The sequence below is a fragment of the Corynebacterium sp. ACRPE genome, assembly GCF_022347435.1.
In the GTDB taxonomy this organism is placed as follows: domain Bacteria; phylum Actinomycetota; class Actinomycetes; order Mycobacteriales; family Mycobacteriaceae; genus Corynebacterium; species Corynebacterium tuberculostearicum_D.
Genome location: NZ_JAKRNA010000007.1, coordinates 89,263 through 115,399, shown reverse-complemented (window position 1 = coordinate 115,399; position 26,137 = coordinate 89,263). Strand labels below are relative to the sequence as shown.

Genomic DNA, 26,137 nt, shown 5'->3' with positions numbered 1-26,137 from the left:
ACGCCCAGCCCTCTACGACAACGCTATCGACACCGACTACACCCACTCAATCGGCATTCAAAAAGGCCAAATCTAACCCCCGCGACACGCCGAGCCAGACACACATTTTGACCCTTAACCCTCTTTCCTCCTCCGCTGAGGGTTTTGACCGTGCAAAGGCAAGCGTATCGCACAAAGCGCAGAAGAAAACATAGAAAAAGCCACCCCGTTACAGGGGTGGCTATATGGAGCGGATGACGAGACTCGAACTCGCGACCCTCACCTTGGCAAGGTGATGCGCTACCAACTGCGCTACATCCGCACAACAAACCGGAGTTTGCTACAGAGTCCCAAAAGGGACCCTCGTGCGCGATACTGGGATTGAACCAGTGACCTCTTCCGTGTCAGGGAAGCGCTCTCCCACTGAGCTAATCGCGCTTAATGCCCGAAGGCATTAAGAAGTTGAGGTGGAAACGGGAATCGAACCCGTGTGCACGGTTTTGCAGACCGTTGCCTCACCACTCGGCCATTCCACCGTGGCGATACCGCCTCACACAATACAGTGCTGGAGCGGATGACGAGACTCGAACTCGCGACCCTCACCTTGGCAAGGTGATGCGCTACCAACTGCGCTACATCCGCATGCGAAACCAGGCCCGGTTTCTAGGACAAAGTCCTTGTGCGCGATACTGGGATTGAACCAGTGACCTCTTCCGTGTCAGGGAAGCGCTCTCCCACTGAGCTAATCGCGCGTTATTCATTTAGAACCACTCTTCACGGGAGAACCCTTAGAAAAGCGTGGAGCGGATGACGAGACTCGAACTCGCGACCCTCACCTTGGCAAGGTGATGCGCTACCAACTGCGCTACATCCGCATTGCTCCGCGAACTTTGTACCGTTGCGGTGCGAGAAGAAACATTATCGTGCTCCGCGCCAGTTTCCAAATCCCCAGCCCAACGGCATTCTTTCCGGCGCCGATTTTTTACATTCGGACCATCCCAAAACACACTGATGTGATTCTCCGAAGACAGTGAACCACAGTTCACCTCCCTCTGATGTGCACTCCTGCCCAGGCAATTAGGTGTTTGAATTTAGTGCGGTGTAGATTTAGCCACCGCAAGGTCCTATAGCTCAGTGGGAGAGCGTTCCGTTCACACCGGAAAGGTCACTGGTTCAATCCCAGTTAGGACCACAATTTCCCGCCCATCGCTCCACTCCATGGGAGCTTGGGCGGGTTTCTTTATATGCCTGTAAAGTGTCCCGACGTGTTGTGGATTCTCTTAGGCATTATCGCCGGACTCGTTCTGCCCGTTCAGACCTTGGTTAATACGCGCCTTCGCGCGTCTACTGGCACGCCGTTTTCCTCTTCGCTCATCTCGTTTGCCGTGGGCACGATGACTTTGCTTGTCATCGCGACAGCCGTCACCGGCGGCGAATTCGGCATTTCCCGTGCCTTTGGGGAACCGCTGTGGATTTGGTTCGGTGGCCTGCTCGGCGTGGTTGCGCTTACTGGAAATATCCTTTTGTTTCCTCATCTGGGCGCGGTCCAAACCGTGGTCCTTCCCATCGCGGGCCAGATCATGATGGGCCTTGTCGTCGACCACTTTGGACTATTTGACTCCCCCACTTCCCCACTATCCCTAGTTCGCACCCTAGGGGCACTAATTGTCCTCGGTGGAGTGATTTCTATTGTAGCCAGCCCCGGCGCGCCGACGAAGCAAGAAGACAGTGTTATGGCGTTATGGCTTTGGCGCCTCGCAGGCTTTGTCTTTGGTTGCTTTACCGCAAGCCAATCCGCCATTAACGGCCACCTTGGTCAGATCACCGGGTCGCCCGTTAGTGCGGCTTTGGTTTCTTTTAGCATTGGCGTTTCCGCGCTGGTAGTGCTCAATATTGCTTTGCGCTGGCGCCCTCGCATTGAGCGTCCCGAGGGAAAGGCTAACCCGTGGTGGATGTGGGCAGGCGGCGCCTTGGGAGCCTTGTTTGTCTTTGGCAACGCGGCCTTAGTACCGCAGATTGGCACTGGGCTTACTGTGGTGACAACCCTTCTTGGTTCCATGTTGGGCTCCGTGCTCATTGATCGGATGCGGGGTGCCCGCGTCGCCATGCGCCAGATAGCCGGCATTGCAGTGATCTTGGTTGGCGTAATACTCATCCGCCTGGTGTAAGCCCCTCTCCTGTGGCTATGCCCGGTACTTTGCCGTGCTGGGTATCTGGTGCCTTGGCTAGGCTGGGAAGGCATGGATATCTCTTCGCTATTGGGCCCTGATTCCGGTGATGTATTCACCGTCCGCACGAATATGGTTAGCACGTTAACCGGCTCGGCAACCATGAACCACGTTTCCGAGGACATGGGAAACGACACTGACGGGCAGCTTTTTACTGCTCTACGTAACTGGGCAGACGTCGTGTTGGTGGGTGCGCAAACGGTGCGCGCAGAGGACTACTCCGGAGTAAAACCTAACGGGGTTGGTTCGCGGCCGGCTCCTATTGCCGTACCTTCCCGCAGCCTTGATTTCGATATCACCTCGGACTTCTTCACGGATTTTACTACCCCGCCCATCCTCCTAGTCCCCCATAGCAGCCGGGACGATCAAGAGCTCGCAAAGCGCATCGCGACCATCGAATCCACAGGCGCGGAAGTCTGCGATGCTGGCGAAGGAACCGTGCAGGACTACATATCTGTCTTAAAGGACCGCGGGTTTAAGCGCGTGCTGTGTGAGGGCGGGCCAGGAATGATTGGGCAGTTGGTAGATGTCGATGCCATCGACCAAATGTATTTGACCCTGGACCCACATCTATCTACCGGCGTGGAAACTCCCATGGCGACGTTTAAGGGCGAGCATTCCCATCGCCGCATGCAGTTAGAAAATGTCGCGACCGATCAGGATGGCACGGTGTTTCTGCGGTATTCCCGCGCCCGCTAGGCCGTAGACTAAGGGGCCGTGAATTCCCGTATCAATGCCGCTGCCTGGCCCGTGGCCATCCTGCTTGTTGTGCATCGCGTGTTCATCGTCGCGCGCAATGGCACGCCGACGGATGATTTCACCACCGTGTATAACGCTGTGGCACGCATGTCCACTGGCCAGCCGGTTTATGAGCAGGCTTATAACCACGTTGACCCGCTGTACCTGTATACCCCGGGGGCGACGCTGCTGCTCGCGCCGCTAGCTCATATTGATTTTTCGCTAGCACGGGGACTATTCATCGTCGCCAACGCTGCTGCAATCGTGGCAGCGCTAGCGGTGCTCACCCTTACGGTGGGCCGTAAACTTACTTCGGCAGTGTGGCCAGTATCTATCGCTTTGGCCTTTGTCACGGAATCGGTGACCAATACGCTCGCTTTTACTAATATCAACGGCATTCTCTTGCTATGCATGGCCGTGTTCTTGTGGGCTTTCGTGCGCGCCGAGCGCACCCCATGGCTGGGCTGGGTGGCAGGCGTGGTCATTGGCTTGGCCATCGTCATTAAGCCGCAATTTGCGCCATTGCTCTTCCTGCCCTTGGTCAAGCTGCAATGGCGCAGTCTTGCTACCGGCATTGGCGTACCGGTAATTCTCAACCTCCTAGCGTGGCCGCTCGTGCCGGGCGCTAGCGGCTTTGTGGATAACCTCCTGCCCTACCTCTCAGAAACCCGTGACTATGCCAATTCCTCCTGGGCAGGCTTCCACGCCTACGTTGACTTTGGCGCGGGACTGTATTGGACCGTGTGGTTGATTTTTGCCGCGCTTTCGGCCGCAGCGATTCTCGGGCTTTTGCGCTGGCGCAACTCCGACCCGACCTTGTGGGCACTGACGACGAGCGGGGCGATCATGGTGGGTATCTTCTTCCTGTCTTCCCTTGGCCAGCAGTATTACTCCATGTGGCTATTCCCATTGATGTTTACCGTTGTGCTCAAGCGATCGGTTTTCCATTCTGCGGGTGCGTGGTTTGCGGCCTTTTTCTATTTGGCTCCCGTTTCCTGGGCGTCTACAGCGCACCCGGATGCTGGTCGGTGGATGAATTTTTTCACGGCCACGGCGGGATGGGCGCTGCTTATCGTCGCAATTTTCGCTACGGTCGCCCGCTGGTTGCGTACCGCGCGCAGCACGGTTTAGACTCGGCCCATGACCGATTTCAAGCTCATTGCCGATACCGAATGGCGCCAGCGCTTAAGCCCCGAGGAATACTACGTCCTGCGCGAAGCCGGCACCGAGCCGCCCCACGTAGGCGAGTACACCAATACCACCACCGAGGGGGTCTATTCTTGCCGCGCGTGTGGAACCGAGCTTTTCCGCTCTACGGAAAAGTTTGAGTCCCACTGCGGCTGGCCTTCCTTCTTCTCCCCACTCGCAGGGGACAAAATCATTGAGCGCGAAGACAATTCGCTAGGCATGCGTCGCGTAGAGGTACTGTGCGCCAACTGCGAATCTCACCTGGGGCACGTCTTTGAGGGCGAGGGCTACGATACCCCCACCGACTTGCGCTATTGCATCAACTCCATCTGCCTGGACTTGGAGGAAAAGCCGGTAGAAGATGGCACCGCCTAAGGGGGCATGCACAAGAAAGCGCGCCCCGTCAGCAGCCTAACGTGCAGGCTAGTGACGGGGCGCGGCTAAGGGGGGACGTCGCCAAGCAGGGCTACTGCTGGGCGGCGTTACTTTTAGGGCAGAACTGCGATGAGCTCTGCTACGTCCTTGACGCGGCGGCCGGTGTGGAAAGGAATCTCCTCGCGCACGTGGTGGCGGGCCTCGGTGTAGCGCATCAAGTACATCAGGTCGACGATGCGGTGGAGCTCATCCGCCTCGAAGGCCAAAATCCACTCGTAGTCACCCAGGGCAAAGGCTGGGACGGTATTTGCGCGCACATCGGGGTAGTCGCGCGCCTGCATGCCGTGCTCCATAAGGATGCGGCGGCGCTTTTCATCATCCATGGTGTACCAGTCATAAGAGCGCACGAAGGGGTACACCGAGATCCACTCCTTGGGCTCCTCACCCATGATGAAGGAGGGCAGGTGGGACTTATTGAACTCTGCTGGACGGTGCAAGGCATTGCCCACCCAGGTCACTTCGCTTACCTGGCCCAGGGTGGTCTCGCGGCGGAAGTCCCCGAAGACCTTTTGCAGGTCAGAGAATTCCTCGGCGTGCCACCAGATCATGAAGTCGGCGGAATCGCGCATAGCCGTGAGGTCGTAAATGCCGCGCACGGTTACCTTTCCGGCTTTTTCCACGCCGGCAAAGAACTCCTGCGCTTGGGCGATGATCTCCGCTCGCTCGGTGCCGAGCGCGCCCGGAATCACCTTAAAAACTGCGTGCTGGGAATATTGCTGAACCGCGTTGAGTTCCTTGTAATCAAGCTTCGCCATTGCGTTCTCCTTTGCAGAAGCCTTTGGGTTAACGAACACATCCATCATAAGTTGGATATGAAACCTTGTCACTTCTCGACCATAAGGAGGACGACACGCCTCCGCATCGGCGCGCCTCCCCCAGCTAGAGGACGCGAAACTATAGCTTGAACGTCGTGAGCAATTCCGAATCGACCACCCCACGCAGCGCCGAGGCCTCCGCCCCCACCCCTTTGCACGGGCAGGCGGAAAGCCACGAGCCAGCTACCCCCGCCGCTTTCACCCAAGCAGTGGAGTCCATGCACGCGGCCGACCTGCGCCCTGAGATCACCCTAGGCTCCATTCGCCCACCGCAACGCCTTGCGCCGTTTAGCCACGCAATCGGCCTCGAAGTGGGAAACGAAGACGACCCAGATATCGTGCCCACCGATGCAGAGGGCGACGCCTTTGGCCGCCTCATCCTGCTCCACGATCCGGGCGCTGAGGAAGCTTGGGAGGGCGCCATGCGCCTTGTGGCCTATATCCAGGCGGATATGGACGATGCCGTAGCAGGCGACCCGCTCTTGCCTGATGTGGCGTGGCAATGGCTCAATGAAGGCCTGGAAAAGGAAGGAGCCGACCACACCAATTTGGGCGGCACCGTCACTTCCACCGCGTCCGTGCGTTTTGGCGAGATTGGTGGCCCACCGCGCGCCTACCAGATCGAAATGCGCGCTTCGTGGACTGCCGAAGGTCTCGATCTCGCACCCCACGTGCAGGCCTTTGCCCAGGTATTGGCCAACGTTGCCGGGCTACCCCCTGAGGGCGTCACCGAGCTCGGCCGCTAATATGCCGAAATTGCGCAGCCGGCCGCTCGAGGGCATCCCGCCGGTTCTTGCCACCCCGGAGGAATTCACCGCTGCCGCAGCCCGCCTCGCCGCGGGTACGGGCCCCTTTGCCATCGATACCGAGCGCGCTTCCGGCTATCGCTACGATGATCGCGCCTTCGTAGTGCAAATTCGCCGCCGCGGCGCGGGAACGATGCTTTTTGCCCCTGAGGGCCACCGCGAGGAGCTCACGGCCGCCCTTGCTCCAGTGCTCAACGGCGCGGAATGGATTATTCACGCCGCTCATTCGGATTTGCCTTGTCTCGGGTGGCTCGGTCTTTTTCCTGGCTCCATCTTTGACACGGAACTGGCGGCACGGCTCGCGGGATTTGAACGGCCCAATCTGGGCACTATGGTCGCAGAGCTTTTTGACGTCGAATTGGAAAAGGGCTACGGCGACGCCGACTGGTCCACCCCGCAGCTCAGCGAGGAGCTCAAGGCATACGCCGCGCTCGATGTGGAACTGCTCCTCGAGCTAGCCGACGCCCTGCGCGATATTTTGGCCGAACAAGACAAGATGGACTGGGCTTTAGAGGAATTTTCCGCCATAGTCCAGGAACATTCCGGAGACTTCGCTCCCCAGCCGCACACGTGGCGCGATCTGAAGGGCATCTCCAGTTTGCGCAGCGGCAGTCAGCTCGCTGCTGCTCGAGAGTTGTGGTTTAAGCGCGACGCTATCGCTCGGCGCACGGACACTGCACCCGGGCGGGTATTAGCAAATAAGACGCTGGTAGAAATTGCGCGCACCCTTCCCACCTCCGCCGGCGAGCTTGCCCGTGTCAAGGGATTTCCCCGCCGGCGCAAGGGCGCGACCGCCCGGTGGATGGCCGTGCTTAACCAAGCGCGCACCGTTCCCCCGCAGCAGCGGCCTCGCGTCCATCGCGCCCCACAACCGGTTCCTTCCAAAACCATCTGGGCCAAGGACTACCCGGACCTATGGGAGATATACCAAACTATCCGCGCGGACATCGCCGATCTCGCTACTGAACTCGGCATGCCATCCGAGCTTCTTATCCGCCCTGCCACTGTGCGTGCAGCGGTATGGGCGAAGGTAGGTGTGCGCGCCAATAAGCGCCACCGCGGACCTGATTCTGTCGCCGGCGCCATCCGGCAGCCAGGCGACGTCGCTGCCTTCCTCCGCGCGGAGGGCGCGCGCGAATGGCAAATAGAAATGACCGCCCCGATTATCGTGGACGGTCTATTCTAGGCTCTATTTAGCAGGCTAGGTTTAGCTCTCTTCTCCTCGCGCGTTGGCATCAGCGGTGAGGTTTTCTAGCCACTCGCTTATCGACGCCGCCATAAGCTCCGGCGTCAACCCGAACTCTTCCAAAACCTCGCCGCGAGAGCCGTGCTTAGGGAAGTAACCCGGAACGCCGAGTCGGCGCACAGGAGTATCGACCTCGGCTGCGCTGAGGGCTTCCGAAATCATGGAGCCAATACCGCCGCGAACAAGGCCGTCTTCTGCCGTAACCACCAAGTCGTGGTCAGCGGCGAGAGCCACCACAGAGCTTGCCACCGGCGCTACCCAACGCGGGTCAACAACGGTAACGTTCACGCCCTGCTCGCCCAGCAGCTTCGCAGCCTCGATGCTGCGCGCGGACATGGCACCGATGGACACGATGAGTACCTCAGGGGTGTCCTCGCCGGCATCGGCTTCGCCATAGTGCAGGATGTCTACGCCATCGCCCAACGTATCCACCGCTTCCATATCCGGCAGCAGGTTGCCCTTAGGGAAGCGGACCACGGACGGGCCAGATTCAATCTCTAGCGACTCACGGAAGAGCTCCCGCAGACGCGCGCCATCGCGCGGGGCAGCAATATGCATTCCCGGCACAATGCTCATGAGCGCCATATCCCACACGCCATTATGCGAAGCGCCATCGGAACCGGTAACCCCGGAGCGGTCAAGCACGATGGTTACCGGCAGCTTTAGCAGCGCAATATCCATAATGACCTGGTCCACAGCCCGGTTTAAGAAGGTGGAATATACCGCCACGACGGGGTGCATCCCGCCGAGCGCCAAACCAGAGGCAGAGGTCATTGCGTGCTGCTCGGCAATTCCCACATCAAAGAACCGCTCTGGGAAGCGCTCTTGGAAGGGAGCGAGCCCAGTTGGTCCGGCCATAGCAGCCGTAATGGCAACGATGTCATCGCGCTTTTCGGCAGCGGCTACCAGCTCCTCTGAAAAGGCGGCCGTCCAGCCAGGCTGCTTGGTGCCCTTTGCCACACCGGTGACCGGATCGATAGCACCGGTGGAGTGCATCTGGTCCTTCGGCTCATTGACGGCCGGGGCAAAACCGTGGCCCTTTTCGGTAACCACGTGCACGATGATGGGCCCGTCATAATCGCGGGCATAAGTCAGGGCATGCACCAAGCTATCGATATTGTGCCCGTTGATGGGGCCGATGTACTTCATGCCCAGTTCTGGAAACATCTCGGTAGGCAAGACGGTGGACTTAACGCCTTCCTTCATGGCGTGCAAAGCATCAAAGGCACGCTCGCCTACCCATCCCATTTGCTTCAGGCGGCGCTTGCCCTGCTCCATGAGCTCGTCATAACCGTGCTGGGAGCGGATGCGGCCGAGGTTTTCGGAAATGCCACCGATGGTGGGCGAATAGCTACGACCATTGTCATTGACCACGATGACCGCATTGCGGTCTTTGTCCTCAGAGATATTGTTTAACGCCTCCCAGCACATGCCGCCGGTGAGGGCACCATCGCCGACGACACCGATGACATTGCGGTGACCGTCGCCGCGAATCTTGAAGGCCTTAGACAAGCCATCAACCGTAGACAGCGACGCCGAAGCGTGGGAGGACTCGGTCCAGTCATGCTCGGACTCGCCGCGGTCCGTATACCCCGAAAGGCCGTCCTTTTGCCGCAAGGTATCGAATTGATCCGTGCGCCCAGTCAGCATCTTATGCACATAGGACTGGTGCGAAGTGTCAAAAATGATGGGCTCGCGCGGAGAATCAAATACGCGGTGCAACGCAATGGTCAATTCCACCACGCCCAAGTTAGGCCCCAGATGTCCGCCCGTGACGGAGACCTTGTCAATGAGGCGCTGCCGAATCTCTGCCGCTAGCTCCTCAAGCTTGTCTGCAGACAGTGCCTTGAGGTCCTGCGGCGAGTTAATGGTATCCAAGATAGTCATGGAGCGGCCTTCAACTCCTTCTGTGCTTAGTTCTTCTTTTCTACCGTACCCGCGGCGGGCGGTGAATATTATATCGGTCAATGTTCCGAGAACGGCGCGGCAACGTGCCGCACCCCGCCTCGAAGCCATAAAGGCTCATTAGGCGGGGGTAATGAGAGCAATCGTTTCAAAGTGGTGCGTTCCGGGGAACGCGTTAATGAGTGCCATCTTTTCTATTCCGTATCCGTGCTGGTTCCAGTATCCCAAGTCGCGTGCGAAGGTGGCGGGGTCACATCCCACGTGAACGACCGCCTGGGGTGCAGCGGCCGCCACGGAACGAATCACGTCCTCCCCTGCTCCGGTGCGCGGCGGATCAAGGACTACAGCGCCAGGCTTGGGAAGCTGGGCGGCGACCTGCTCCACCTTCGCGGACTTTACTTCCACATCGCAGTCCGAAAGGGCGGCCTGTTCCCCGGCCGTAGCCGCCGGTGAATAGTCCACGGAGATAACCTTGCCCTGCACGGCATGGGCCAGTGAGGGAACGAATAGGCCTACGCCGCCGTAGAGATCCCAGGCGGTGTGCTCTTGGTACTCGCGGCCCCCGAGCCACTCCGCTATCAGATCGGTATACGCGGCCGGTGCGTGGCTGTGGGCCTGCCAGAAGGCGGTAGCAGGAAAGCTAAACGTCCGCCCGTCGACATGCTCGTGCACCTTGCCGCTGCCTTCTACCACCTCACGGATGGTCTCCACGCGGCGCCCGCGCGGGGCCTTGCGGGTTTCTACCACGTGGCGGTTGCCATCGCCATCGAGAACGGCGATGACCTCAGCGCCTGGGGTAAACCGGCGCGCGCCCTCTCCAACGAGCCCCTCTGCCAATCCCGGAGCCAGCTGCGTACAAGCAGCGCCCGTAACAAGCTCATTGGACCGACGCTGACGGGTTCCGGCGCGCCCTTGCTTGTCGACGCCCCACCTCACCCGCGTGCGCCATCCCCGAACCGGCTCTAGGGTGTGCTGCTCAATGTTTAGTTCCTCGCCGGTGACAACGCCGGTGCGGCGCAGCTGCTCCGACAAGATGTCTGCCTTGATTCCGGTTTCGGCCGCGGGATCCAGCTCGGCGAAATCACAGCAGCCAGCTCCTTGCGCGGCCGCAGGACAAGACGATGGCACGCGCAACGCCCCAGGGCTTAGTACGCTTTCCAGCTCTGCCTTAATGAACGACTTCTTTACACGGCCGGCCGTAGCCTTTACGACGTCGCCGGGAAAAGCGCGAGGAACGAATACCACTCGCCCATCCGGCGCCTGGCCAATTCCTTCCCCGCCGTGCGCCATGCGGTCAATGGTGACCTCAAGACTATCGCCACGGCTCATCGTTAATTCAGTCATTTTCTGCCTCAGACTTTTGTTCTCGTTCTGCGTTAGTGTGCTCACCTGTGCCCGCCGCTGCGTCAACGGCTGCATCCGCGCGGCGCACCATCCACACGGTCAGCGCCGTAACTAGAAGCGTCAATGGCCACCCCATCAGGATTCGGGTCACCCCTAAGGCAGTGGTTGCATCCGCATCATAAATGGCGCGCTGAACAACAAAGCGGGCCAGGAAGATGACCGCCCACCCGCCGGTAGCGATGGCATAAGCCCGGCGCGCCTCGGTAACCTTTTGCCACTGCATTTCCTCGCCATTAATCCCCTTCCAGATGACGCCCACAGCGGGCCACCGGAAGAGGATTGATAGTACCGCGGCAATGCACAGTGCCAACGACATCCAGATGCCGTACAAGAAATACCCTTTGGCGTCACCGGTAAACCAGGCGATGGCAGCGCAAAGAGCCACTCCCAGCAAACCCGATATGGCCGGCTGCAGGGTCTCTTTACGGACAACCCTCCAGAGTGCAATAACAACGGCCACGCCGAGCGCCGCCGCCAAGGCTGGCCCCAGCCCAAAGAAATTATTGACAGGAATCAGCACAAGGACCGGCAAGGTGGCCGACACGAGCCCTGATAAGCCTCCCATCTGCTCCAGCAGCGTGGGTTCGGCAGCAGACTCCTCAGAGTCCAGGTTCTTAGCGTCCGGGGAAGGGTGCGGCGAGGAAGAATGTGTCACGTGGTTTACTGCTTTGCCTAGTTCTTGGAATTAGGTGCAGAGCCCTCATCGGGATTCTGCGGGGACGATCCATTCTCACCCTGTTGTGGGGTACCGCCCAAATCGCGCAGGTGTTGCTCCGCCTCTGCTTCTGCCGCAGGGTCGGGGCCGCCCACGCCGTTTTCTGGGTGGTCTTGAGCATTAGCGGCTGCCTGCTGTTCTTGCTGGCGCTGGTCCATGGCCTGCTTGACCTGCTCTACCAGCTGCTCAGGCATGATGACCGGCAAGGCATTTCCCGCCAGTATGGGGTCTTCCCCGCGGTAGACGAAGGTACGGGCAGCAACCTCGCGGGCCATGTCTGCGAGGTCTGCTTCCATACCGGCCGGCGCGGCCAAGGTCATGCGCAGCATCCAGCGCGGACCGTCTGCACCGATGACGCGAATCTGACCGTTGTCGTTCTTGCCCACGACCTCAGCACCCCAAGGGCCTGGCTCGGTAGTAACGGTAAGACCGTCGCGGCTCATGCCCTCCTTGATTTCCTCCACAGATTCTGCCCACTGGCCTGGCTTACGTGGGGCGGCAAAGGCTACGGGAGTAATTCGGCCTACCTTGGTCACTATGTGCAGCATTCGAGGGCCTTGTTCGCCCATTTCCACCTGTACCTGGGATTCCTTTGGCAGTGGGATGCGCAGGGACCCCAGATCTAATACGCCAATGGAAAAGTCGCTGAAATCAAAGGTCTCGATATCGACAGAGTCTCCATCAAAGGGGCCGGTCTGGCCATTGATGGCATCATGTGCAAATTCGCGGGGTTCATTGCCAGAAGCCGCCGCGGCATCTGCTGCGGTGTCGCCTACTGGAGCATAGGTCTCCTGCGCCTCTGCATCCGCGGACGTGGGGTCCGCCGGCTTTTCGCTTTGTGCTGCAGGCTTTTCCTGAGCCTTCTCTTCTTCGTCTTTCTTCTTGCCAAAGGGCCAGATTCCCATGGGTGCTACGTCCTTTCTAAAAGTCTCGTTGAGTCTCTACTGCTTTAACTACACACCGGTAGAGCCATAGCCGCCGGCTCCGCGGACGGTGTCATCCAACTCTTCAACCTCAGCAAACCCCACCAGCTCTACGCGCTGGACCACGAGCTGAGCGATGCGCATTCCGCGTTCGATCTCAATGGGAGCGTGCCGGTCATGGTTGATGAGGCAGACCTTGATCTCCCCGCGGTAATCGGCATCCACCGTGCCCGGGGTATTGACAACGGAAAGCCCTTGCTTGGCGGCTAGTCCGGAGCGCGGGTGAATTAAACCAACCGTTCCTAGTGGCAGCGCAATGGCAATCCCGGTGCCGACGAGGGCGCGCTCGCCGGGTTGCAGGGTAAGAGATTCTGCTGCATAGAGGTCCGCACCGGCGTCACCACGGTGGGCGCGGTGCGGCAGTGGAAGCTCCTTATCCAGGCGCTTGACTTTAATGTCCCCAAAGGGGCTTTCTGATTGAGAATGCGGAATCGAGTCAGTCACCTGGCCAATCCTACCTGCCTTGGGAGGTTCATTCTGCGGCGCGTGTGGACTAGACTGACTAAACGTGTCTGATACATCTGCTACTTCCGCAACTCCGGCACCGTCAAGCGCCGCTTCGGCACAGGGCACGGTGGACTCTCAAGTGCTCTACCGCGAACGCCAATGGGTCCCTTGGTACTTTTGGCTATTCGCCGCCGCCATCGTGGCACTTACTTCCGCTACTGCCGGCCTTAACCGCTCCATGTGGTGGACCATTATTCCCGCGATCCTCCTTGGCGCTATCGCAGTGTGGGTACTTATTACCTGGTCCAATACGGTCATCAAGGTAGAGCGTGACCCGGATGGAACGCGTTGGCTCACGGTCAAAGATGCCCAGTTGCCCAACGACGTCGTGTCGCGGTCTATCACCGTTCCCAAATCTGCGCGGCGCAATGCGCTGGGTCCACAATTCGATCCCGCAGCGTTTTTGGTCTCCCACGCTTGGGTGGATGAGCACGCCATGATGGTGCTCGATGATCCAGAAGATGATACTCCTTATTGGCTCATCGCCTCGAAGGATCCGGAGGCTTTGCTCCACGCTTTCGTTCCGGAACAGCACTAATCTTTATTGACTTCGCACACCACAGAAAATGTGGTGGCTGCTACAACAAACCCCGCACTCGGCAGGTGAAAAGTTGCCGAGTGCGGGGTTTCGTTTCTGCTGAGTATTCCTTTAGGCGCAATCCTTGCAGATTGGCTGGCCGTCCTCTTCGTGGGAGTAACGCTTATTTGACTGCACTAGGAAACACGAACCGCAGGTAAACTCATTTTCCTGACGTGGAACTACCTCAACATTAAGCTCCTCGCCCGTGAGGTCTACTGATGGCGGCTGGAAGGCTTCGACAATTTCTCCGTCATCGTCCATGCCGTTGTTATCGCTCTCAGCGGCTTTGAGTCCTTCTAGGGAGTCAGTTTCGAGTTCATCTTCCGCGCGCCGGCGCGGTGCGTCATAATCGGTGGCCATAATGCACGCCCCTAATGGTCAAGTTGCTTTAAGGAATGGGTATTTATCGATCGCGCATAGTAAAGCACAAATGGCTAGATGTCATCTCACCGCTCGCCGGCGTGGAAAACTATTACCCCCGCAGCGCGTCCGTGGCCCCGTGCGCTGCTAAAAGCTTTTCGAATGCGGGGGCCAAATCTGCCCCCGTGGCCCAGGTAAGTTCACCGTCAGCAGAGCCTTTATCAAAGCCTGGATGGCGCACCACTGCACCTGCTTCGCGAGCAACGATTGCCCCGGCAGCGAAGTCCCAGGCATTGATGCCGTGCTCAAAGTAGGCATCAACGGTTCCCTCTGCCACACGGCACAGGTCGAGCGCTGCAGCGCCGATGCGTCGAATATCACGCACATTAGGTAGGAGCTTGGTGAGGAGCTCGGCTTGGGCTGCTCGCCGGTCGGCTTCGTAACCAAAGCCGGTGGCTACCAAGGCCAACGCAGGATCTTGTGTCTGGCCACACCGCAGTGCGTGCTCAATTCCGTCTGGGCCGGTGACCGTGGCGCCCTGGCCGGCTGCGGCAGCATAGGTACGCCCGCGCGCCACGTTGACCACCGCACCAGCAACGAGGTGCCCTTGGTATTCCGCACCAATGGATACGGCGTAGTCCGGCACCCCGTAGAGGAAATTCACGGTGCCGTCAATCGGATCGACAATCCAGGTAACACCACTGGTTGATTCCACATTGGCGCCTTCTTCGCCAAAGATTCCGTCACCGGGGCGCTGGGTGCGGATGGTGGTGGCAATGAACTCCTCTGTCGCGGTATCGACCTCCGTTACGGGATCCACGTCGCTGGACTTGGTGTGGGTATGCGCCGCGATGCCGTCACCTGCGACTAGTTCTGCACGCCGCGCAGTAATTAATTCCGCAGCCCGCGTGGCGGTAGAAACGGCAAAATCCCGCAATTGGAGAAAATCGATCTGCTCAGTCATGCCAACTATTGTGCCTTCTTCTAGACTGTCGGGCATGACTACTCTTTCTGGCCATTCCTTTGGCATCGATATCGGAGGCTCCGGCATTAAAGGCGCTGAGGTGGACCTTGCCACCGGCGAATTCGTGGGTGAACGCATGAAGATCGCCACCCCACAGCCGTCTACGCCGCATGATGTTGCCAAGGTAGTAGCCCAAATCGTGCAGGAAAAGCAGTGGGACGGCCCCGTTGGCATCACCCTGCCTTCCGTGGTTCGCAACCAGGAAGTCGAGACTGCGGCAAATATTTCCAAGGACTGGATTGGGGTCAACGCCACAGAACTCTTTGCGGACTACCTGGATGCGGATTTTGCCGTGCTTAACGACGCCGACGCGGCGGGACTAGCCGAGGTTGCCTACGGAGAGGACATCGCCAAGCAGGGCTCCGTAATCTTCCTAACCTTGGGCACCGGTATCGGTTCGGCCTTCTTCCTAGACGGCCAGTTGTTTCCTAATACCGAACTGGGGCACCTCACGGTGGGCGATGACGAGGCTGAGAAAATTGCGTCCTCGGCCGTAAAGGACCGCGAGGGACTCAAGTACAAGCAGTGGACGAAGCGACTCAACAAGGTCCTCGCGGAATATGAAAAGCTCTTTAACCCGCAGGCCTTCCTCATCGGGGGTGGGATTTCCCGCAAGTTTGAAAAGTGGGGCCCACATCTTGATATTGAAACCCCCGTCATGCCTGCACAACTGCGCAATCGCGCGGGAATTGTCGGAGCTGCGATGGCGGCGGTAGACGGTTTGAAACCGTAGTATTTACGCACTGCAGGTGACCCTATCCACCGGCAGATTGGAAAGATCCTCTATACTGGGCGGTCGATCCTAAGTTAAATAGCTCTAGGGCGTGTCTGGCCTGCATAAGGCCACAACGCGTTAACATCACACTGATGCACGAGCGCCCCACCAGGGCGCACTGAGCTGTTTCAATCAAGAAGTTAGTCGAAAGGGCGTACGTGGCAGCCACTGAATCTTCAGACCAGGCACTCGGCGAGGGCGAAAACGCCGCTGAGGCATCTACTCCTGCAAAGAAGACCGCCAAGAAGACGGCAAAGAAAACCGCGAAAAAGACGGCTAAGAAGACGGCCAAAAAGACCGCTAAGAAAACAGCCAAGAAGACTGCGAAGAAGACCGCCAAAAAGTCGGCCAAAAAGGCCACTAAGAAGTCTGCCAAAAAGGCCACTAAGAAGACGGTCCGCAAATCCGCGGCAAAGAAGCAGGAATCCCCAGCCGAGTCCGAAAAGCAGGCACAGCCGGAAGCAGAAGAGGAGCTCGAGGAGGACGAGCACGACGAAGACGTCGACTTCGATCCCACGAATGCGGACATCGAAGACGATGATGACTTCGACGCCGGCGAAGACCTCGAGGACGATGATCTCGAAGAGGATTTGGACGACGACGATGAGGAAGAAGAGGAAGACTCCTCTTCCGTCTGGGACGAGGAAGAGTCCGCTGCGCTGCGTCAGGCACGCAAGGATGCGCAGCTAACCGCCTCTGCCGACTCCGTCCGCGCCTACCTCAAGCAGATTGGTAAGGTCGCCCTGCTCAACGCCGAGCAAGAGGTTTCCCTGGCCAAGCGCATCGAGGCTGGCCTGTACGCACAGCACCGCATGGATGAGATGGAAAAGGCCCGCGCCGAAGGCGATAAGGCCGCCAAGCTCTCCCCCATGGAAAAGCGCGACCTGCGCAGCATCGCCCGCGATGGCCGCAAGGCCAAGAACCACCTGCTGGAAGCCAACCTGCGTCTGGTGGTTTCCTTGGCCAAGCGTTACACCGGCCGCGGCATGGCTTTCTTGGACCTCATTCAGGAAGGCAACTTGGGTCTAATCCGCGCGGTGGAGAAGTTCGATTACACCAAGGGCTATAAGTTCTCCACTTACGCCACGTGGTGGATCCGCCAGGCCATTACCCGCGCCATGGCTGACCAGGCGCGTACCATCCGCATCCCAGTGCACATGGTGGAGGTCATCAACAAGCTGGGCCGCATCCAGCGCGAGCTCTTGCAGGACTTGGGCCGCGAGCCTACCCCGCAGGAGCTGGCGAAGGAGATGGATATCACCGAGGAAAAGGTGCTCGAAATCCAGCAATATGCCCGCGAGCCTATTTCCTTGGATCAGACCATCGGTGACGAAGGCGATTCCCAGTTGGGTGACTTCATCGAGGACTCCGAGGCCGTCATTGCGGTCGACGCCGTATCCTTCACCTTGCTGCAGGATCAGCTCCAAGACGTGCTGACTACGCTGTCCGAGCGTGAAGCCGGCGTGGTTCGCCTTCGCTTTGGCTTGACCGACGGTATGCCGCGCACTTTAGACGAGATTGGCCAGGTCTACGGAGTTACCCGCGAGCGCATTCGCCAGATCGAGTCCAAGACGATGTCGAAGCTGCGCCACCCATCTCGTTCGCAGGTTCTGCGCGACTACCTCGACTAGTCGCTGCAGCTGCACGCGAATTAAAGCCCGCACCAATTTCGGTGCGGGCTTTTTCGTAGTTATTCCTAGGCCTCCAACGGCCGCTCTACCACTTGCGCAGATAGTCGATGCGCTCGCGCAGCTGCTCGGCATTGCACAGCGCGGTGGGCGGGCCGCCACAGGCCTTGCGCACCTCAGTATGGATAGCACCATGCGGGCGGCCCGAGCGCTGGGCAGCGATGGATACGACCGTATTGAGCTCTTTGCGCAGCTGGCCTAGCTCATCGACGACTCCGGTGTCGCTGGACTCAGACTCCATAGACTTCTTCCGCGAGGCCGGCGCATAGTCCATGCCGTAGAGCTTGCGGCGGTGAGCTTCCTCCGCCTCAGCAGCGCGCCGCGCCTTTTCCTCCGCTTCGCGGCGGTCCATTTCTTCGGATTGCTTCTTGCGCAGCAAGTCTTTTACTTGGTCCGCATCCAGTAGCCCGGGAATGCCAAGGAAGTCCGCTTCCTCATCGGTGGTCATATCCCCGGTATTGAACTGAGAACCGTTGTAGAGCAGTCCCGAAAACTCTGCTTCGGCACCAAGCGACTCATAAGACTTCTCCAGCATGTCTGGTTCGGTCTTTTTCTGATTCGCCTGCTCTAGCAGTTCGTCGTCCCAGCCTTCCTTGTCGGGCTTTTCTTCACCCAAGACGTGGTCGCGGGACTTTTCCATATTTTCCGCCAAGCCCAGCAGCACAGGAACCGATGGAAGGAAAACCGATGCCGTCTCGCCCGGCATGCGCGAGCGCACGAAGCGGCCGATGGCCTGGGCGAAAAAGAGAGGAGTCGACGCCGAGGTAGCATAAACGCCCACTGCAAGGCGCGGGACGTCGACGCCCTCGGACACCATGCGGACCGCCACCATCCACTCATCGGTGGACTCAGAAAACTCCTGAATACGGTCCGAGGAGCCGGGATCATCAGACAAAATCACCGACACCGGTGTATTGGAAAGCTGCTTGAGGATCTTGGCGTAGGCGCGTGCGGTCGTTGTATCCGAAGCCAGCACCAGGCCGCCGGCATCCGGCATATTGCGTCGCATTTGCATCAGGCGGGTATGCGCCGCCTGCAGCACCGCAGGGATCCACTCGCCCTTGGGATCCAAGGCGGTGCGCCACGCTCGGGCGGTTTGCTCCGCATTCATAATATCACCCAAACGGGCTGCATGCTCCTCACCGGCCGAATCGCGCCAGCGGGCCTCGCCAGAGTAAGAAAGAAAGACAACGGGGCGCACGACGCCATCGGCAAGCGCATCGCCATAGCCATAGGTATGGTCCGAACGGGATACCTTGTGCCCCTCCCCATCGTCTACGTACTGAACGAATGGAATCGGCGAGTCATCGGAGCGGAAAGGCGTACCGGTCAAAGCCAGCCGGTGGTTGACATCGTCATAGGCTTCCTTGACGCCATCGCCCCAGCTCTTAGCGTCGCCTGCATGGTGAATCTCATCAAGAATTACCAAAGTGCGCCGAGCAGACGCCACTGCACGGTGCTTAAAGGGATGCATACCCACCTGCGCATAAGTCACCACAATGCCGTCCATCGAGGGATTAACGGCGGAGGAATTGCTAAACGCGGGATCTAGAGCTAGACCTACGCGCGCGGCAGCGCTAGACCACTGGGTCTTAAGGTGCTCGGTAGGCACCACCACGATGACGCGCTCGACCGTGCGGTCTTCCATGAGCTCGGTGGCAATGCGCAGTGCGAAGGTAGTCTTTCCGGCGCCCGGGGTCGCCACCGCCATGAAGTCCTGCGGCTTAGTGGCGAGGAATTTATCGAGGGCAGATTGCTGCCAAGCGCGAAGGTTAGTCTTTTTAAAAGTCCTCACTTGCGGCGCAGACCCTTATACACACGCTCACAATCGGGGCACACCGGAGAACCCGGCTTTGCCTGCTTGGTCACCGGGAAAGTTTCGCCGCATAGCGCAACGACGTACTTGCCGTTCACCGCGGAATCGAGGATGTGATCCTTTTTGACGTAGTGGAAGAACTTCGGCGTGTCATTATCCGTCGTCGAAGTGTCTTCACGAATATCTGGCCGTTCAATTGTCTTCGTAGTCGTAGTCACGCACTCCATTTTGCCGCATCGGCATCGAACTTTGCGAGTCAGGCGGCTACCCTTGGAGAACATGTACACGTCATGCACGCCGGCCACTGCGCCCCACTCCCCTTATCGAGGGAACTCCGACGCGCACGAGGGGAGCCGAGTCTAGGTTGTTTGGCAAAAAAGAGCGCTATCTCATCACGGATGCCAAGCTCACGCCTGGCCAGGACCGCAAGCGCCGCGAAATTCGGTACGGAATCTTCCAATTTTTGCGCGTTCCTTCCCTGCTCATCGCAGGCTATTTCCTTTATATGCATTGGTGGCTCCTAGCCGCCATCATTGTGGGCGTGACATTTCCCCTCCCCTGGATAGCCGTGGTGATTGGCAACGGCCGGGGAGAAAAGAAGGATAAGCGCGAGAAAAACGTGTACAAGCCAGCCATGAACCGGCAGCTTTATAGCCAGGCCCACGCCCCACAGGTATCCGGCGGCACCGCTCGGCCTATTGAGGCACACCACGACATCATCGATCACGAAGAAGAGTAAAGGATTCCTGCCTACATGACGACCGCTTTTGGCCCCGACTTTGATGCCCACGCGTTAGCCAAGCTGGCCGCAGAGCTTTCCGACGTCTTTACCGCCGCCGGTTTTACTACCGATGGCGTAGCCGGGCACCTAGGTCCGGAAGTTACCGAGGCCCTCTTCCGCGGCGAACCCGCACCAGTTGCGCTCGCCGCGCACAGCGAATCTCAATTGGATCTTTTGATCCGCTTCTTCCTTCTTCATCAACACCTGCCGGCCACGCTTTTGGGCGAGGCGGTAGGCGCGCGCCTGGCTACCCAGTTGCTGGATGCCAATGTTGCGGTTGCCGACGCCCATGGCAAGGCCTACATTGCCCTCGATATCCGCCCCCACACCATCGTTGGCGCCAACCGTCTCATCTTCTCCGACGTCGACGCCTCCTTGGTCGACCACGTGCCTGGCCCAGACCATGTGCTTGGCGTTGGCGCGGCAAGCCTCTCCCTACTGCAATCCACACCAGTAAGCCCAGTGGGCAGCGTCTTAGATCTAGGCACTGGCTCGGGCGTCCAATTGCTGGGGCAACTCGATTGCGCTGACAAGATTACCGCCACCGACGTGCATGAGCGTGCATTGGAGTTGGCCGAGGCTACCATTGCCGCTACTGGCGATAGCGAGAAAGTGGAATTGCTGCAAGGTTCGTGGTTCGCCCCCGTAGCCGGCCGCCGCTTTGACCGCCTCGTAGCTAACCCACCTTTTGTTGTTGGCCTTCCCGAAGTTGGCCACGTCTACCGCGATTCCGGGTTAAATCTGGACGGTGCCAGCGAGCTGGTTGTCTCTCGGGCCACCGATCACCTAACCCCTGGCGGCACGGCTCACCTTCTGGCAGCTTGGGTACACACCAGCGGCGAGACCTGGCAGCAACGCGTTGCCTCCTGGCTGCCAGACAAGGGAATTGCTGCCTGGATCATCCAGCGCGACGTAGCCGATCCCGCACTCTATGTGTCCACCTGGCTCGAGGATGAATCCCTGGATGTACGCTCCCCTGAAGGACAACAGCGCTCTCGCGCCTGGCTGGAACATTTCCAGCAACATGAGGTCAATGGCATTGGCTTTGGATTTGTCGCTATCCAACGCATCGGCGACGATGAACCTGCCGATATCTTGGCCGAAGAAATGCCGCAGGCCTTTAGCGACCCACTTGGACCTGAAGTAGAAGAATACTTTGCCCGTGTGGCGTGGTTGCGCGACCTAGTACCCGGCGAGCTACAGGGAAAGCACTTCCAGGTACGCCCGGGGCTGGCACGCGAAGATATCAGCACCCCAGATGGGGATTTGGGCCAGGGATTTACACGGGCCGCTCTACGCCTTACTCGCACCGACGGTCCGCGCTGGAGCCACGAAGTAGATGAACACATCGCTGCCATTGTCGCCGGACTCAACCCACAGGGCTTGAACCTGGAAGAAACCATTGGCCTGTATGCGGCGGCGCACGGATTCGACGAAGCAGAACTTACTACTGCTGCCCTACCCGCCGTGATCGATATGGTCCGACATGGCCTGCTTATCCCAGCTGATCTCCTCTTGGATACCGATTCGCCGGACCTCAGCTAGATCCACACTGTCCCCCACTCGTTATATAAGGAGAAGTAAACCATGCGCGCAGTTTTGACTCGGGTATCAGAGGCCACAGTGACCGTCGATGGAGAGACCGTAGGGGCCATTACTAGTCCCGAAACCGGTGGCCTTCTCGCTCTAATTGGGGTCTCACGCGAGGATATGGATGGTTGGCAGCCCCGCGCTGAGAAGATGGCACGCAAGATTGCAGAACTGCGCATTCTTGATGGCGAAGTGTCAGTCATTGATGCCGGAGCGCCCGTGCTTGTGGTGAGCCAATTTACTTTGTACGGCCGCACTGCCAAAGGGCGACGCCCTTCGTGGGCGGATGCCGCTCCAGGACCCGAGGCCGAACCGGTCATCGCGGCGATTATTGCGAACCTCAGGGAACACGGCGTGTCAGTAGAAACAGGCCAATTCGGGGCTAAAATGCGCGTTTCCTCTGTGAGTGAAGGACCTTTCACCGTCTTGGTAGAGACCTAGCCCGCACCCTCAATTTCCGCCCCACGAGATCTGAAAATCGTGTTAAGCAGGACCTTTTACAAACGATTCCGTGACGTAAACCACTTTTCCGGATTTTGTGTAAAGCAAGCCATAAAGCGCAAGGGAATGCAAATTCTCAGAGAGTGATAAATGCCCTACTCGCAGTGCAATAATTTATTATCATTCTGCAAGATTTTGTTCTATACTGAAGGCACAGCGAAGCAAAAGGGCTGGACATGCAGGATGCGAGATAGTTTCTCAAAATCCTACAAACGCAAAATTGAGTGAGAAAATTTTTCTCACTCATGGTTGCAGAAGCCCAAACGCTTCGGCCGACCAACTAGATGTAGGAAAGAAAATGTCCCACTCAATCACGCGGCGCAACAAGGCCCAGCACCCAGAAAACCAGGCTGAGATGCCTGAGGATCTCAAGGCCTCCAAGGCAGCTCCCTCATCCAAGGAATCCGCACCCGCCCCTGGCATTGACACCCCGTTCGATGGCCAGAAGGGTGCACCGAAGTGGAATAAGGAAGACACCGTATGGATGCTCTCCCTGTTCGGCACCGCAATCGGCGCTGGTGTCCTCTTCCTTCCCATTAACGCCGGCATCGGTGGCATCATCCCGCTTATCATCATGACGGTCTTAGCACTGCCTATGACCTACTGGGCTCACCGCGGAATGACCCGCTTGGTACTGTCCAGTTCCAAGCCAGACGGTGACCTCACGGACGTCGTGGAAGAGCACTTTGGCAAGAAGGCTGGTGTGCTCATGAACATCCTGTACTTCCTGTCGGTCTACCCCATCCTGCTGGTCTACTCGGTCACCATCACCAACACGGTCAACTCCTTCCTGGAGCACCAGCTCGGAATTACTCCTCCGTACCGCTGGCTTACCTCCCTCCTGCTGGTAGGCGGCCTCATCCTAATCGTCCGCATGGGCAAGGACGTCGTAGTTCACGTCATGTCCTATTTGGTATACCCATTCATCGGCATCTTGGTTCTGCTTTCCCTCTACCTCATCCCGAAGTGGAATACCGCGCTCTTCGATTCCTTCGACCTCAACGTCGCTCGCGAGGCTTCTGGCCACAGCATGGGCGTTACCCTGATGCTGCTGGTTCCGGTTATGGTCTTCTCCTTCAACCACTCCCCGATGATTTCCTCCTTCGCCGTTGACCGCCGCCAGACCTACGGCAAGTTCGCTGAGGCCAAGTCCCGCAAGACCTTGCTCCGCGCAGAAATCCTCATGGTCGTCGTGGTTATGTTCTTCGTCTTCTCCACCGCTCTAAGCCTCTCCCCGGCTGACATGGCGGACGCTAAGGCACAAAACATCACCATCCTGTCCTACTTGGCCAACCACTTCGATAACCCACTTATCCAGTGGATTGCCCCAGTCATCGCCATGATTGCAGTTGCTAAGTCCTTCCTCGGCCACTACCTCGGCGCAGCCGAAGGCTTCGAAGGCCTCGTCATCAAGGGCAGCAAGAACGCAAGCAAGGACGACGCAGAGTCCGCTCACAAGCTCGATACCATCACCCTCATCTTCATGCTGGTCACCGCTTGGCTCGTCGCCTGGGCTGACCCATCCATCCTGGGCATGATTGAAACCCTGTGTGGCCCGACGATTGCCATCATGCTCTTCATCATCCCAATGGTCGCCATCCACAAGGTCCCAGCGCTGAAGCGCTACAAGGGCATGGCTTCCAACTACTTCGTCTTCTTCATGGGCCTCGTCGCCCTAGCAACCATCATCTACTCCATCGTCCAGGCCTTCTAAGTACCGCCGCAGACGAGAAAATCGCAGAGGATTCAAGGAAAGAACAATGTTCATCAGCATCTTCGATATGTTCAAGATTGGCATCGGCCCCTCAAGCTCACACACCCTAGGCCCAATGAAAGCCGGCAAGGCTTTCGTGGACGAACTCAAGGAAAAGGACCTCCTTGACAAGGTCACTCGAGTTCAGGCAAATGTCTACGGCTCCCTCTCCCTCACGGGCATCGGCCACTCCACAGACAAGGCCATCCTCCTCGGCCTCGCCGGTGAAGAGCCAGAGACAGTTGATATCGACGGCATCTCCGAATTCATGAAGAACGTCCGCAGCAGCGAGAAGCTCATGCTGGGCGGCTCCCACGAGGTGGAATTCCCCAAGGACGGCGGCTTCTACTTCCACGATGAGTACCTCCCAATGCACGAGAACGGCATGTGTCTTATCGCCTTCGCCGGCGAGGAAGACATCCTGCACAAGACCTACTACTCGGTCGGCGGCGGTTTCATCGTCAAACAGGAAGACTTTGCCAAGCGCACGGACGCCAAGGTTGATATCCCCTTCCCGTACGCTAGCGCCGCAGAGATGCTCGAGCTGTGCGAGAAGAACAACATGACCCTCCCGGAGCTTGGCTTGGCCAACGAGTTGGCCCTGCGCTCGGAAGACGAAGTCAACGAGCACCTGCGCAAGGTCCGCGATGTCATGTACACCGGCATCGAGCGCGGCTCCGCTACCGACGGTCCGCTTCCAGGTTCCCTGCTTGTCCCCCGCCGCGCCGCTGCCCTGAGGCGCCGCTTAGAGCAGTCCGAACCGCACGATGGTCTGAACATCCTCAGCTGGGTCAACATGTTCGCACTGGCTATCTCTGAAGAGAATGCATCCTGTGGCCGCGTTGTTACCGCTCCCACGAACGGTGCCTGCGGCGTTGTCCCGGCGGTACTGGCCTACTACGACAAGTTCGTTGAGCCCGTCACCACCGAGATGTTTGCTGATTACATCTTCGCCTGCAACCAGATTGCTTCCCTGTACAAGATGAACGCTTCCATCTCTGGCGCTGAGGTCGGCTGCCAGGGTGAGGTTGGTGTAGCGTGCTCCATGGCTGCTGGCGGTCTCGCCCAGCTCATGGGCGCTACCCCAGAGCAGGTTTGCATTGCAGCCGAGATTGGCATGGAGCACAAGCTAGGCCTGACCTGTGACCCAGTCCTTGGACAGGTTCAGGTCCCCTGCATTGAGCGCAACGCTGTCGCTGCCGTTGACTCCATCACCAGCGCCCGCATGGCGCTGGAGCGCGAGAGCAAGCCATGCGTTTCTTTGGACGAAGTCATCTGGACCATGTATAAGACTGGTAAGGATATGAACGCCAAGTACAGGGAGACCTCACAAGGTGGCCTGGCCCTAGCAGTTCACCCACCAGTTCCGGTGTGTGGATAGAGACCACCCTGTAGAGAAGCGATGAGCCGGGTGAGCACAGCGCTAAGCCGCTTGTGTTCACCCGGCCTTCTTGGCGCTAGTTCCCCCCCTCCGCCTACTCGCTTCCGTGTGATATCTTCTCTATAACCTGACAGGAATTAAAGAACATGCTTCAGCTAATGAATTTCCCTAGCGGCAGTGCCTCCGAAGAAAACTTCCTCGAGCAGTACATTCCCCTCGTCGAATTCCTCGGTAAGGCAATGGGCCCCAACACCGAAATCGTGCTGCACGATCTCGACGTCCCCGATAAATCCATCATGGCCATCGCCAACGGCCACATCTCTGGCCGGCAGCTAGGCGGGCCCGTGACCGACTTCGCTCTGTGGTTTATGAAACAAGGCGATGCCGCAGCAATCCCCATGATGACCGGCTACCGCGCCGTCAATGCGGAAGGCAAAATTTGCCGCTCTTCTAGTTATTTCATCCGAGACGACTCTGGCCATATGCGCGGCATGCTGTGCATCAATGTTGACGTCTCCGAGTTGGTACACATTCGCGATACTGCCGCCGCACTTATCGGCAACGCCGATGATCCCGCATTTGATAAGTCGAAGGCCTTCGGCGGCTATCCCGGCACGGAAGAGCAGCCGCAGCGACCCGTCGCGGTACCAGACCCGGCTCCAGAAGACGAGGCTGCGGAAGAGGAGCCAGAGAAGGAAGAAGTCAGCGAGTCTTTGCGTTCCAACGTAGAGAACCTTCTAGATTCCATGTTGAATTCCGCAATTTCTAACCAGAGCACGCCAGTACCTCGCATGCAGCGCGAGGAGCGACTCGAAGTGGTCTCTGACCTTGAGGATGCAGGATTCTTCCTTCTTAAAGGCGGAATTGCCGCGGCAGCGACGCGCCTAGGCGTATCTGAACCGACTATCTACCGCTACCTCGTCCAGGTGCGCGGATAGT

General features: G+C 58.5%; 25 protein-coding genes and 7 tRNA genes. 16 read left to right on the top strand and 16 right to left on the bottom strand.

Going from position 1 to position 26,137, the window contains the following annotated elements:
- Positions 1-225: 225 nt before the first annotated feature.
- From MHY13_RS05560 to MHY13_RS05535, 6 genes are all read right to left on the bottom strand, one after another.
- Positions 226-301 (bottom strand) — tRNA-Gly (locus tag MHY13_RS05560).
- 44 nt (positions 302-345) lie between these two features.
- Positions 346-417: transfer RNA gene (locus tag MHY13_RS05555), tRNA-Val, on the bottom strand.
- A gap of 27 nt (positions 418-444) precedes the next feature.
- Positions 445-515: transfer RNA gene (locus MHY13_RS05550), tRNA-Cys, on the bottom strand.
- 30 nt (positions 516-545) lie between these two features.
- A tRNA-Gly gene (locus MHY13_RS05545) sits at positions 546-621 on the bottom strand.
- Between the two features lie 38 nt (positions 622-659).
- Positions 660-731: transfer RNA gene (locus tag MHY13_RS05540), tRNA-Val, on the bottom strand.
- 47 nt (positions 732-778) lie between these two features.
- Positions 779-854: transfer RNA gene (locus MHY13_RS05535), tRNA-Gly, on the bottom strand.
- Positions 855-1,099: 245 nt separating this feature from the next.
- Here MHY13_RS05535 and MHY13_RS05530 point away from each other — a divergent pair.
- From MHY13_RS05530 to msrB, 5 genes are all read left to right on the top strand, one after another.
- Positions 1,100-1,171 (top strand) — tRNA-Val (locus MHY13_RS05530).
- A 73-nt stretch (positions 1,172-1,244) separates the two neighbouring features.
- Positions 1,245-2,147 (top strand): DMT family transporter, encoded by a 903-nt coding sequence (locus MHY13_RS05525; RefSeq protein ID WP_239282101.1) that lies wholly within the window; start codon positions 1,245-1,247, stop codon positions 2,145-2,147.
- Positions 2,148-2,219: 72 nt separating this feature from the next.
- Positions 2,220-2,906 carry a pyrimidine reductase family protein gene (locus MHY13_RS05520; protein WP_239282091.1) on the top strand — a complete coding sequence of 229 codons (687 nt, stop codon included), beginning with the start codon at positions 2,220-2,222 and terminating at the stop codon, positions 2,904-2,906.
- An 18-nt stretch (positions 2,907-2,924) separates the two neighbouring features.
- On the top strand, positions 2,925-4,076 hold the full coding sequence (locus tag MHY13_RS05515; RefSeq protein ID WP_239282081.1) for a glycosyltransferase family 87 protein: 1,152 nt from the start codon (positions 2,925-2,927) through the stop codon (positions 4,074-4,076).
- 9 nt (positions 4,077-4,085) lie between these two features.
- Complete coding sequence (msrB, locus tag MHY13_RS05510) at positions 4,086-4,508, top strand: peptide-methionine (R)-S-oxide reductase MsrB (protein ID WP_005325013.1); 423 nt, start codon at positions 4,086-4,088, stop codon at positions 4,506-4,508.
- A gap of 113 nt (positions 4,509-4,621) precedes the next feature.
- On the opposite strand, the gene hemQ is transcribed toward msrB, so the two are convergent.
- Positions 4,622-5,323, bottom strand: a complete 702-nt coding sequence (gene hemQ / locus MHY13_RS05505) for a hydrogen peroxide-dependent heme synthase (RefSeq protein WP_204608795.1) — start codon at positions 5,321-5,323, stop codon at positions 4,622-4,624.
- Positions 5,324-5,535: 212 nt separating this feature from the next.
- Here hemQ and MHY13_RS05500 point away from each other — a divergent pair, with 212 nt between their 5' ends.
- Positions 5,536-6,129: a DUF3000 domain-containing protein gene (locus MHY13_RS05500; RefSeq protein WP_239192201.1), complete on the top strand. Its 594-nt coding sequence runs from the start codon at positions 5,536-5,538 to the stop codon at positions 6,127-6,129.
- A 1-nt stretch (position 6,130) separates the two neighbouring features.
- Positions 6,131-7,375: an HRDC domain-containing protein gene (locus MHY13_RS05495; protein WP_239282071.1), complete on the top strand. Its 1,245-nt coding sequence runs from the start codon at positions 6,131-6,133 to the stop codon at positions 7,373-7,375.
- 21 nt (positions 7,376-7,396) lie between these two features.
- Here the strand turns inward: MHY13_RS05495 and dxs are convergent, their stop codons facing one another.
- The 5 genes from dxs to dut form a co-directional block, all read right to left on the bottom strand.
- Positions 7,397-9,322, bottom strand: a complete 1,926-nt coding sequence (gene dxs / locus MHY13_RS05490) for a 1-deoxy-D-xylulose-5-phosphate synthase (RefSeq protein WP_239282023.1) — start codon at positions 9,320-9,322, stop codon at positions 7,397-7,399.
- 138 nt (positions 9,323-9,460) lie between these two features.
- Entirely contained in the window at positions 9,461-10,684 is a 1,224-nt protein-coding gene (locus MHY13_RS05485; protein ID WP_239282014.1) for a class I SAM-dependent RNA methyltransferase, read from the bottom strand.
- Positions 10,677-11,399, bottom strand: coding sequence for a DUF3159 domain-containing protein (locus MHY13_RS05480; RefSeq protein ID WP_239282002.1), 723 nt, complete (start codon positions 11,397-11,399; stop codon positions 10,677-10,679). Before MHY13_RS05480 ends, MHY13_RS05485 begins: the two co-directional genes overlap by 8 nt.
- A 17-nt stretch (positions 11,400-11,416) precedes the next feature.
- Positions 11,417-12,364, bottom strand: coding sequence for a DUF3710 domain-containing protein (locus tag MHY13_RS05475; protein ID WP_204608777.1), 948 nt, complete (start codon positions 12,362-12,364; stop codon positions 11,417-11,419).
- A gap of 48 nt (positions 12,365-12,412) precedes the next feature.
- Complete coding sequence (gene dut / locus MHY13_RS05470) at positions 12,413-12,886, bottom strand: dUTP diphosphatase (RefSeq protein WP_204608775.1); 474 nt, start codon at positions 12,884-12,886, stop codon at positions 12,413-12,415.
- A 142-nt stretch (positions 12,887-13,028) separates the two neighbouring features.
- Between dut and MHY13_RS05465 the strand changes: the two genes are divergently transcribed.
- Positions 13,029-13,487, top strand: a complete 459-nt coding sequence (locus tag MHY13_RS05465; RefSeq protein WP_239235409.1) for a DUF3093 domain-containing protein — start codon at positions 13,029-13,031, stop codon at positions 13,485-13,487.
- Between the two features lie 111 nt (positions 13,488-13,598).
- On the opposite strand, the gene MHY13_RS05460 is transcribed toward MHY13_RS05465, so the two are convergent.
- Together MHY13_RS05460 and MHY13_RS05455 are read right to left on the bottom strand one after the other, a co-directional pair.
- The gene (locus MHY13_RS05460) at positions 13,599-13,889 is read right to left on the bottom strand and encodes a DUF4193 domain-containing protein (RefSeq protein ID WP_005325023.1); all 291 of its coding nucleotides are present in this window, start codon (positions 13,887-13,889) and stop codon (positions 13,599-13,601) included.
- A gap of 112 nt (positions 13,890-14,001) precedes the next feature.
- Positions 14,002-14,889, bottom strand: a complete 888-nt coding sequence (locus MHY13_RS05455; protein WP_239281995.1) for an inositol monophosphatase family protein — start codon at positions 14,887-14,889, stop codon at positions 14,002-14,004.
- On the opposite strand from MHY13_RS05455, the gene ppgK reads away from it, so the two are divergent.
- Both ppgK and MHY13_RS05445 read left to right on the top strand, forming a co-directional pair.
- Positions 14,888-15,646 carry a polyphosphate--glucose phosphotransferase gene (gene ppgK, locus MHY13_RS05450; protein ID WP_239281991.1) on the top strand — a complete coding sequence of 253 codons (759 nt, stop codon included), beginning with the start codon at positions 14,888-14,890 and terminating at the stop codon, positions 15,644-15,646. The two genes, MHY13_RS05455 and ppgK, sit on opposite strands and share 2 nt — an antisense overlap.
- Positions 15,647-15,846: 200 nt before the next feature.
- Positions 15,847-17,319 (top strand): RNA polymerase sigma factor, encoded by a 1,473-nt coding sequence (locus MHY13_RS05445; RefSeq protein ID WP_239281988.1) that lies wholly within the window; start codon positions 15,847-15,849, stop codon positions 17,317-17,319.
- Between the two features lie 85 nt (positions 17,320-17,404).
- Here the strand turns inward: MHY13_RS05445 and MHY13_RS05440 are convergent, their stop codons facing one another.
- Together MHY13_RS05440 and MHY13_RS05435 are read right to left on the bottom strand one after the other, a co-directional pair.
- Positions 17,405-19,171, bottom strand: coding sequence for a DEAD/DEAH box helicase (locus MHY13_RS05440; RefSeq protein WP_239228313.1), 1,767 nt, complete (start codon positions 19,169-19,171; stop codon positions 17,405-17,407).
- On the bottom strand, positions 19,168-19,419 hold the full coding sequence (locus MHY13_RS05435) for a DUF3039 domain-containing protein (protein WP_005325062.1): 252 nt from the start codon (positions 19,417-19,419) through the stop codon (positions 19,168-19,170). Before MHY13_RS05435 ends, MHY13_RS05440 begins: the two co-directional genes overlap by 4 nt.
- 137 nt (positions 19,420-19,556) lie before the next feature.
- On the opposite strand from MHY13_RS05435, the gene MHY13_RS05430 reads away from it, so the two are divergent.
- The 6 genes from MHY13_RS05430 to MHY13_RS05405 all read left to right on the top strand — a co-directional run bounded on the left by MHY13_RS05430 (position 19,557) and on the right by MHY13_RS05405 (position 26,136).
- Positions 19,557-19,931: a DUF3099 domain-containing protein gene (locus tag MHY13_RS05430; RefSeq protein WP_239281982.1), complete on the top strand. Its 375-nt coding sequence runs from the start codon at positions 19,557-19,559 to the stop codon at positions 19,929-19,931.
- A gap of 15 nt (positions 19,932-19,946) precedes the next feature.
- On the top strand, positions 19,947-21,518 hold the full coding sequence (locus MHY13_RS05425) for a class I SAM-dependent methyltransferase (protein WP_239281980.1): 1,572 nt from the start codon (positions 19,947-19,949) through the stop codon (positions 21,516-21,518).
- Between the two features lie 42 nt (positions 21,519-21,560).
- A complete protein-coding gene (dtd, locus tag MHY13_RS05420; protein WP_204608733.1) occupies positions 21,561-22,004 on the top strand; it encodes a D-aminoacyl-tRNA deacylase in 444 nt (147 codons plus the stop codon).
- Between the two features lie 358 nt (positions 22,005-22,362).
- On the top strand, positions 22,363-23,778 hold the full coding sequence (locus tag MHY13_RS05415; protein ID WP_239281970.1) for an HAAAP family serine/threonine permease: 1,416 nt from the start codon (positions 22,363-22,365) through the stop codon (positions 23,776-23,778).
- A 46-nt stretch (positions 23,779-23,824) separates the two neighbouring features.
- On the top strand, positions 23,825-25,198 hold the full coding sequence (locus MHY13_RS05410; protein WP_204608726.1) for an L-serine ammonia-lyase: 1,374 nt from the start codon (positions 23,825-23,827) through the stop codon (positions 25,196-25,198).
- Between the two features lie 158 nt (positions 25,199-25,356).
- A complete protein-coding gene (locus MHY13_RS05405; RefSeq protein WP_239194030.1) occupies positions 25,357-26,136 on the top strand; it encodes a transcriptional regulator in 780 nt (259 codons plus the stop codon).
- Position 26,137 lies beyond the last annotated feature (1 nt).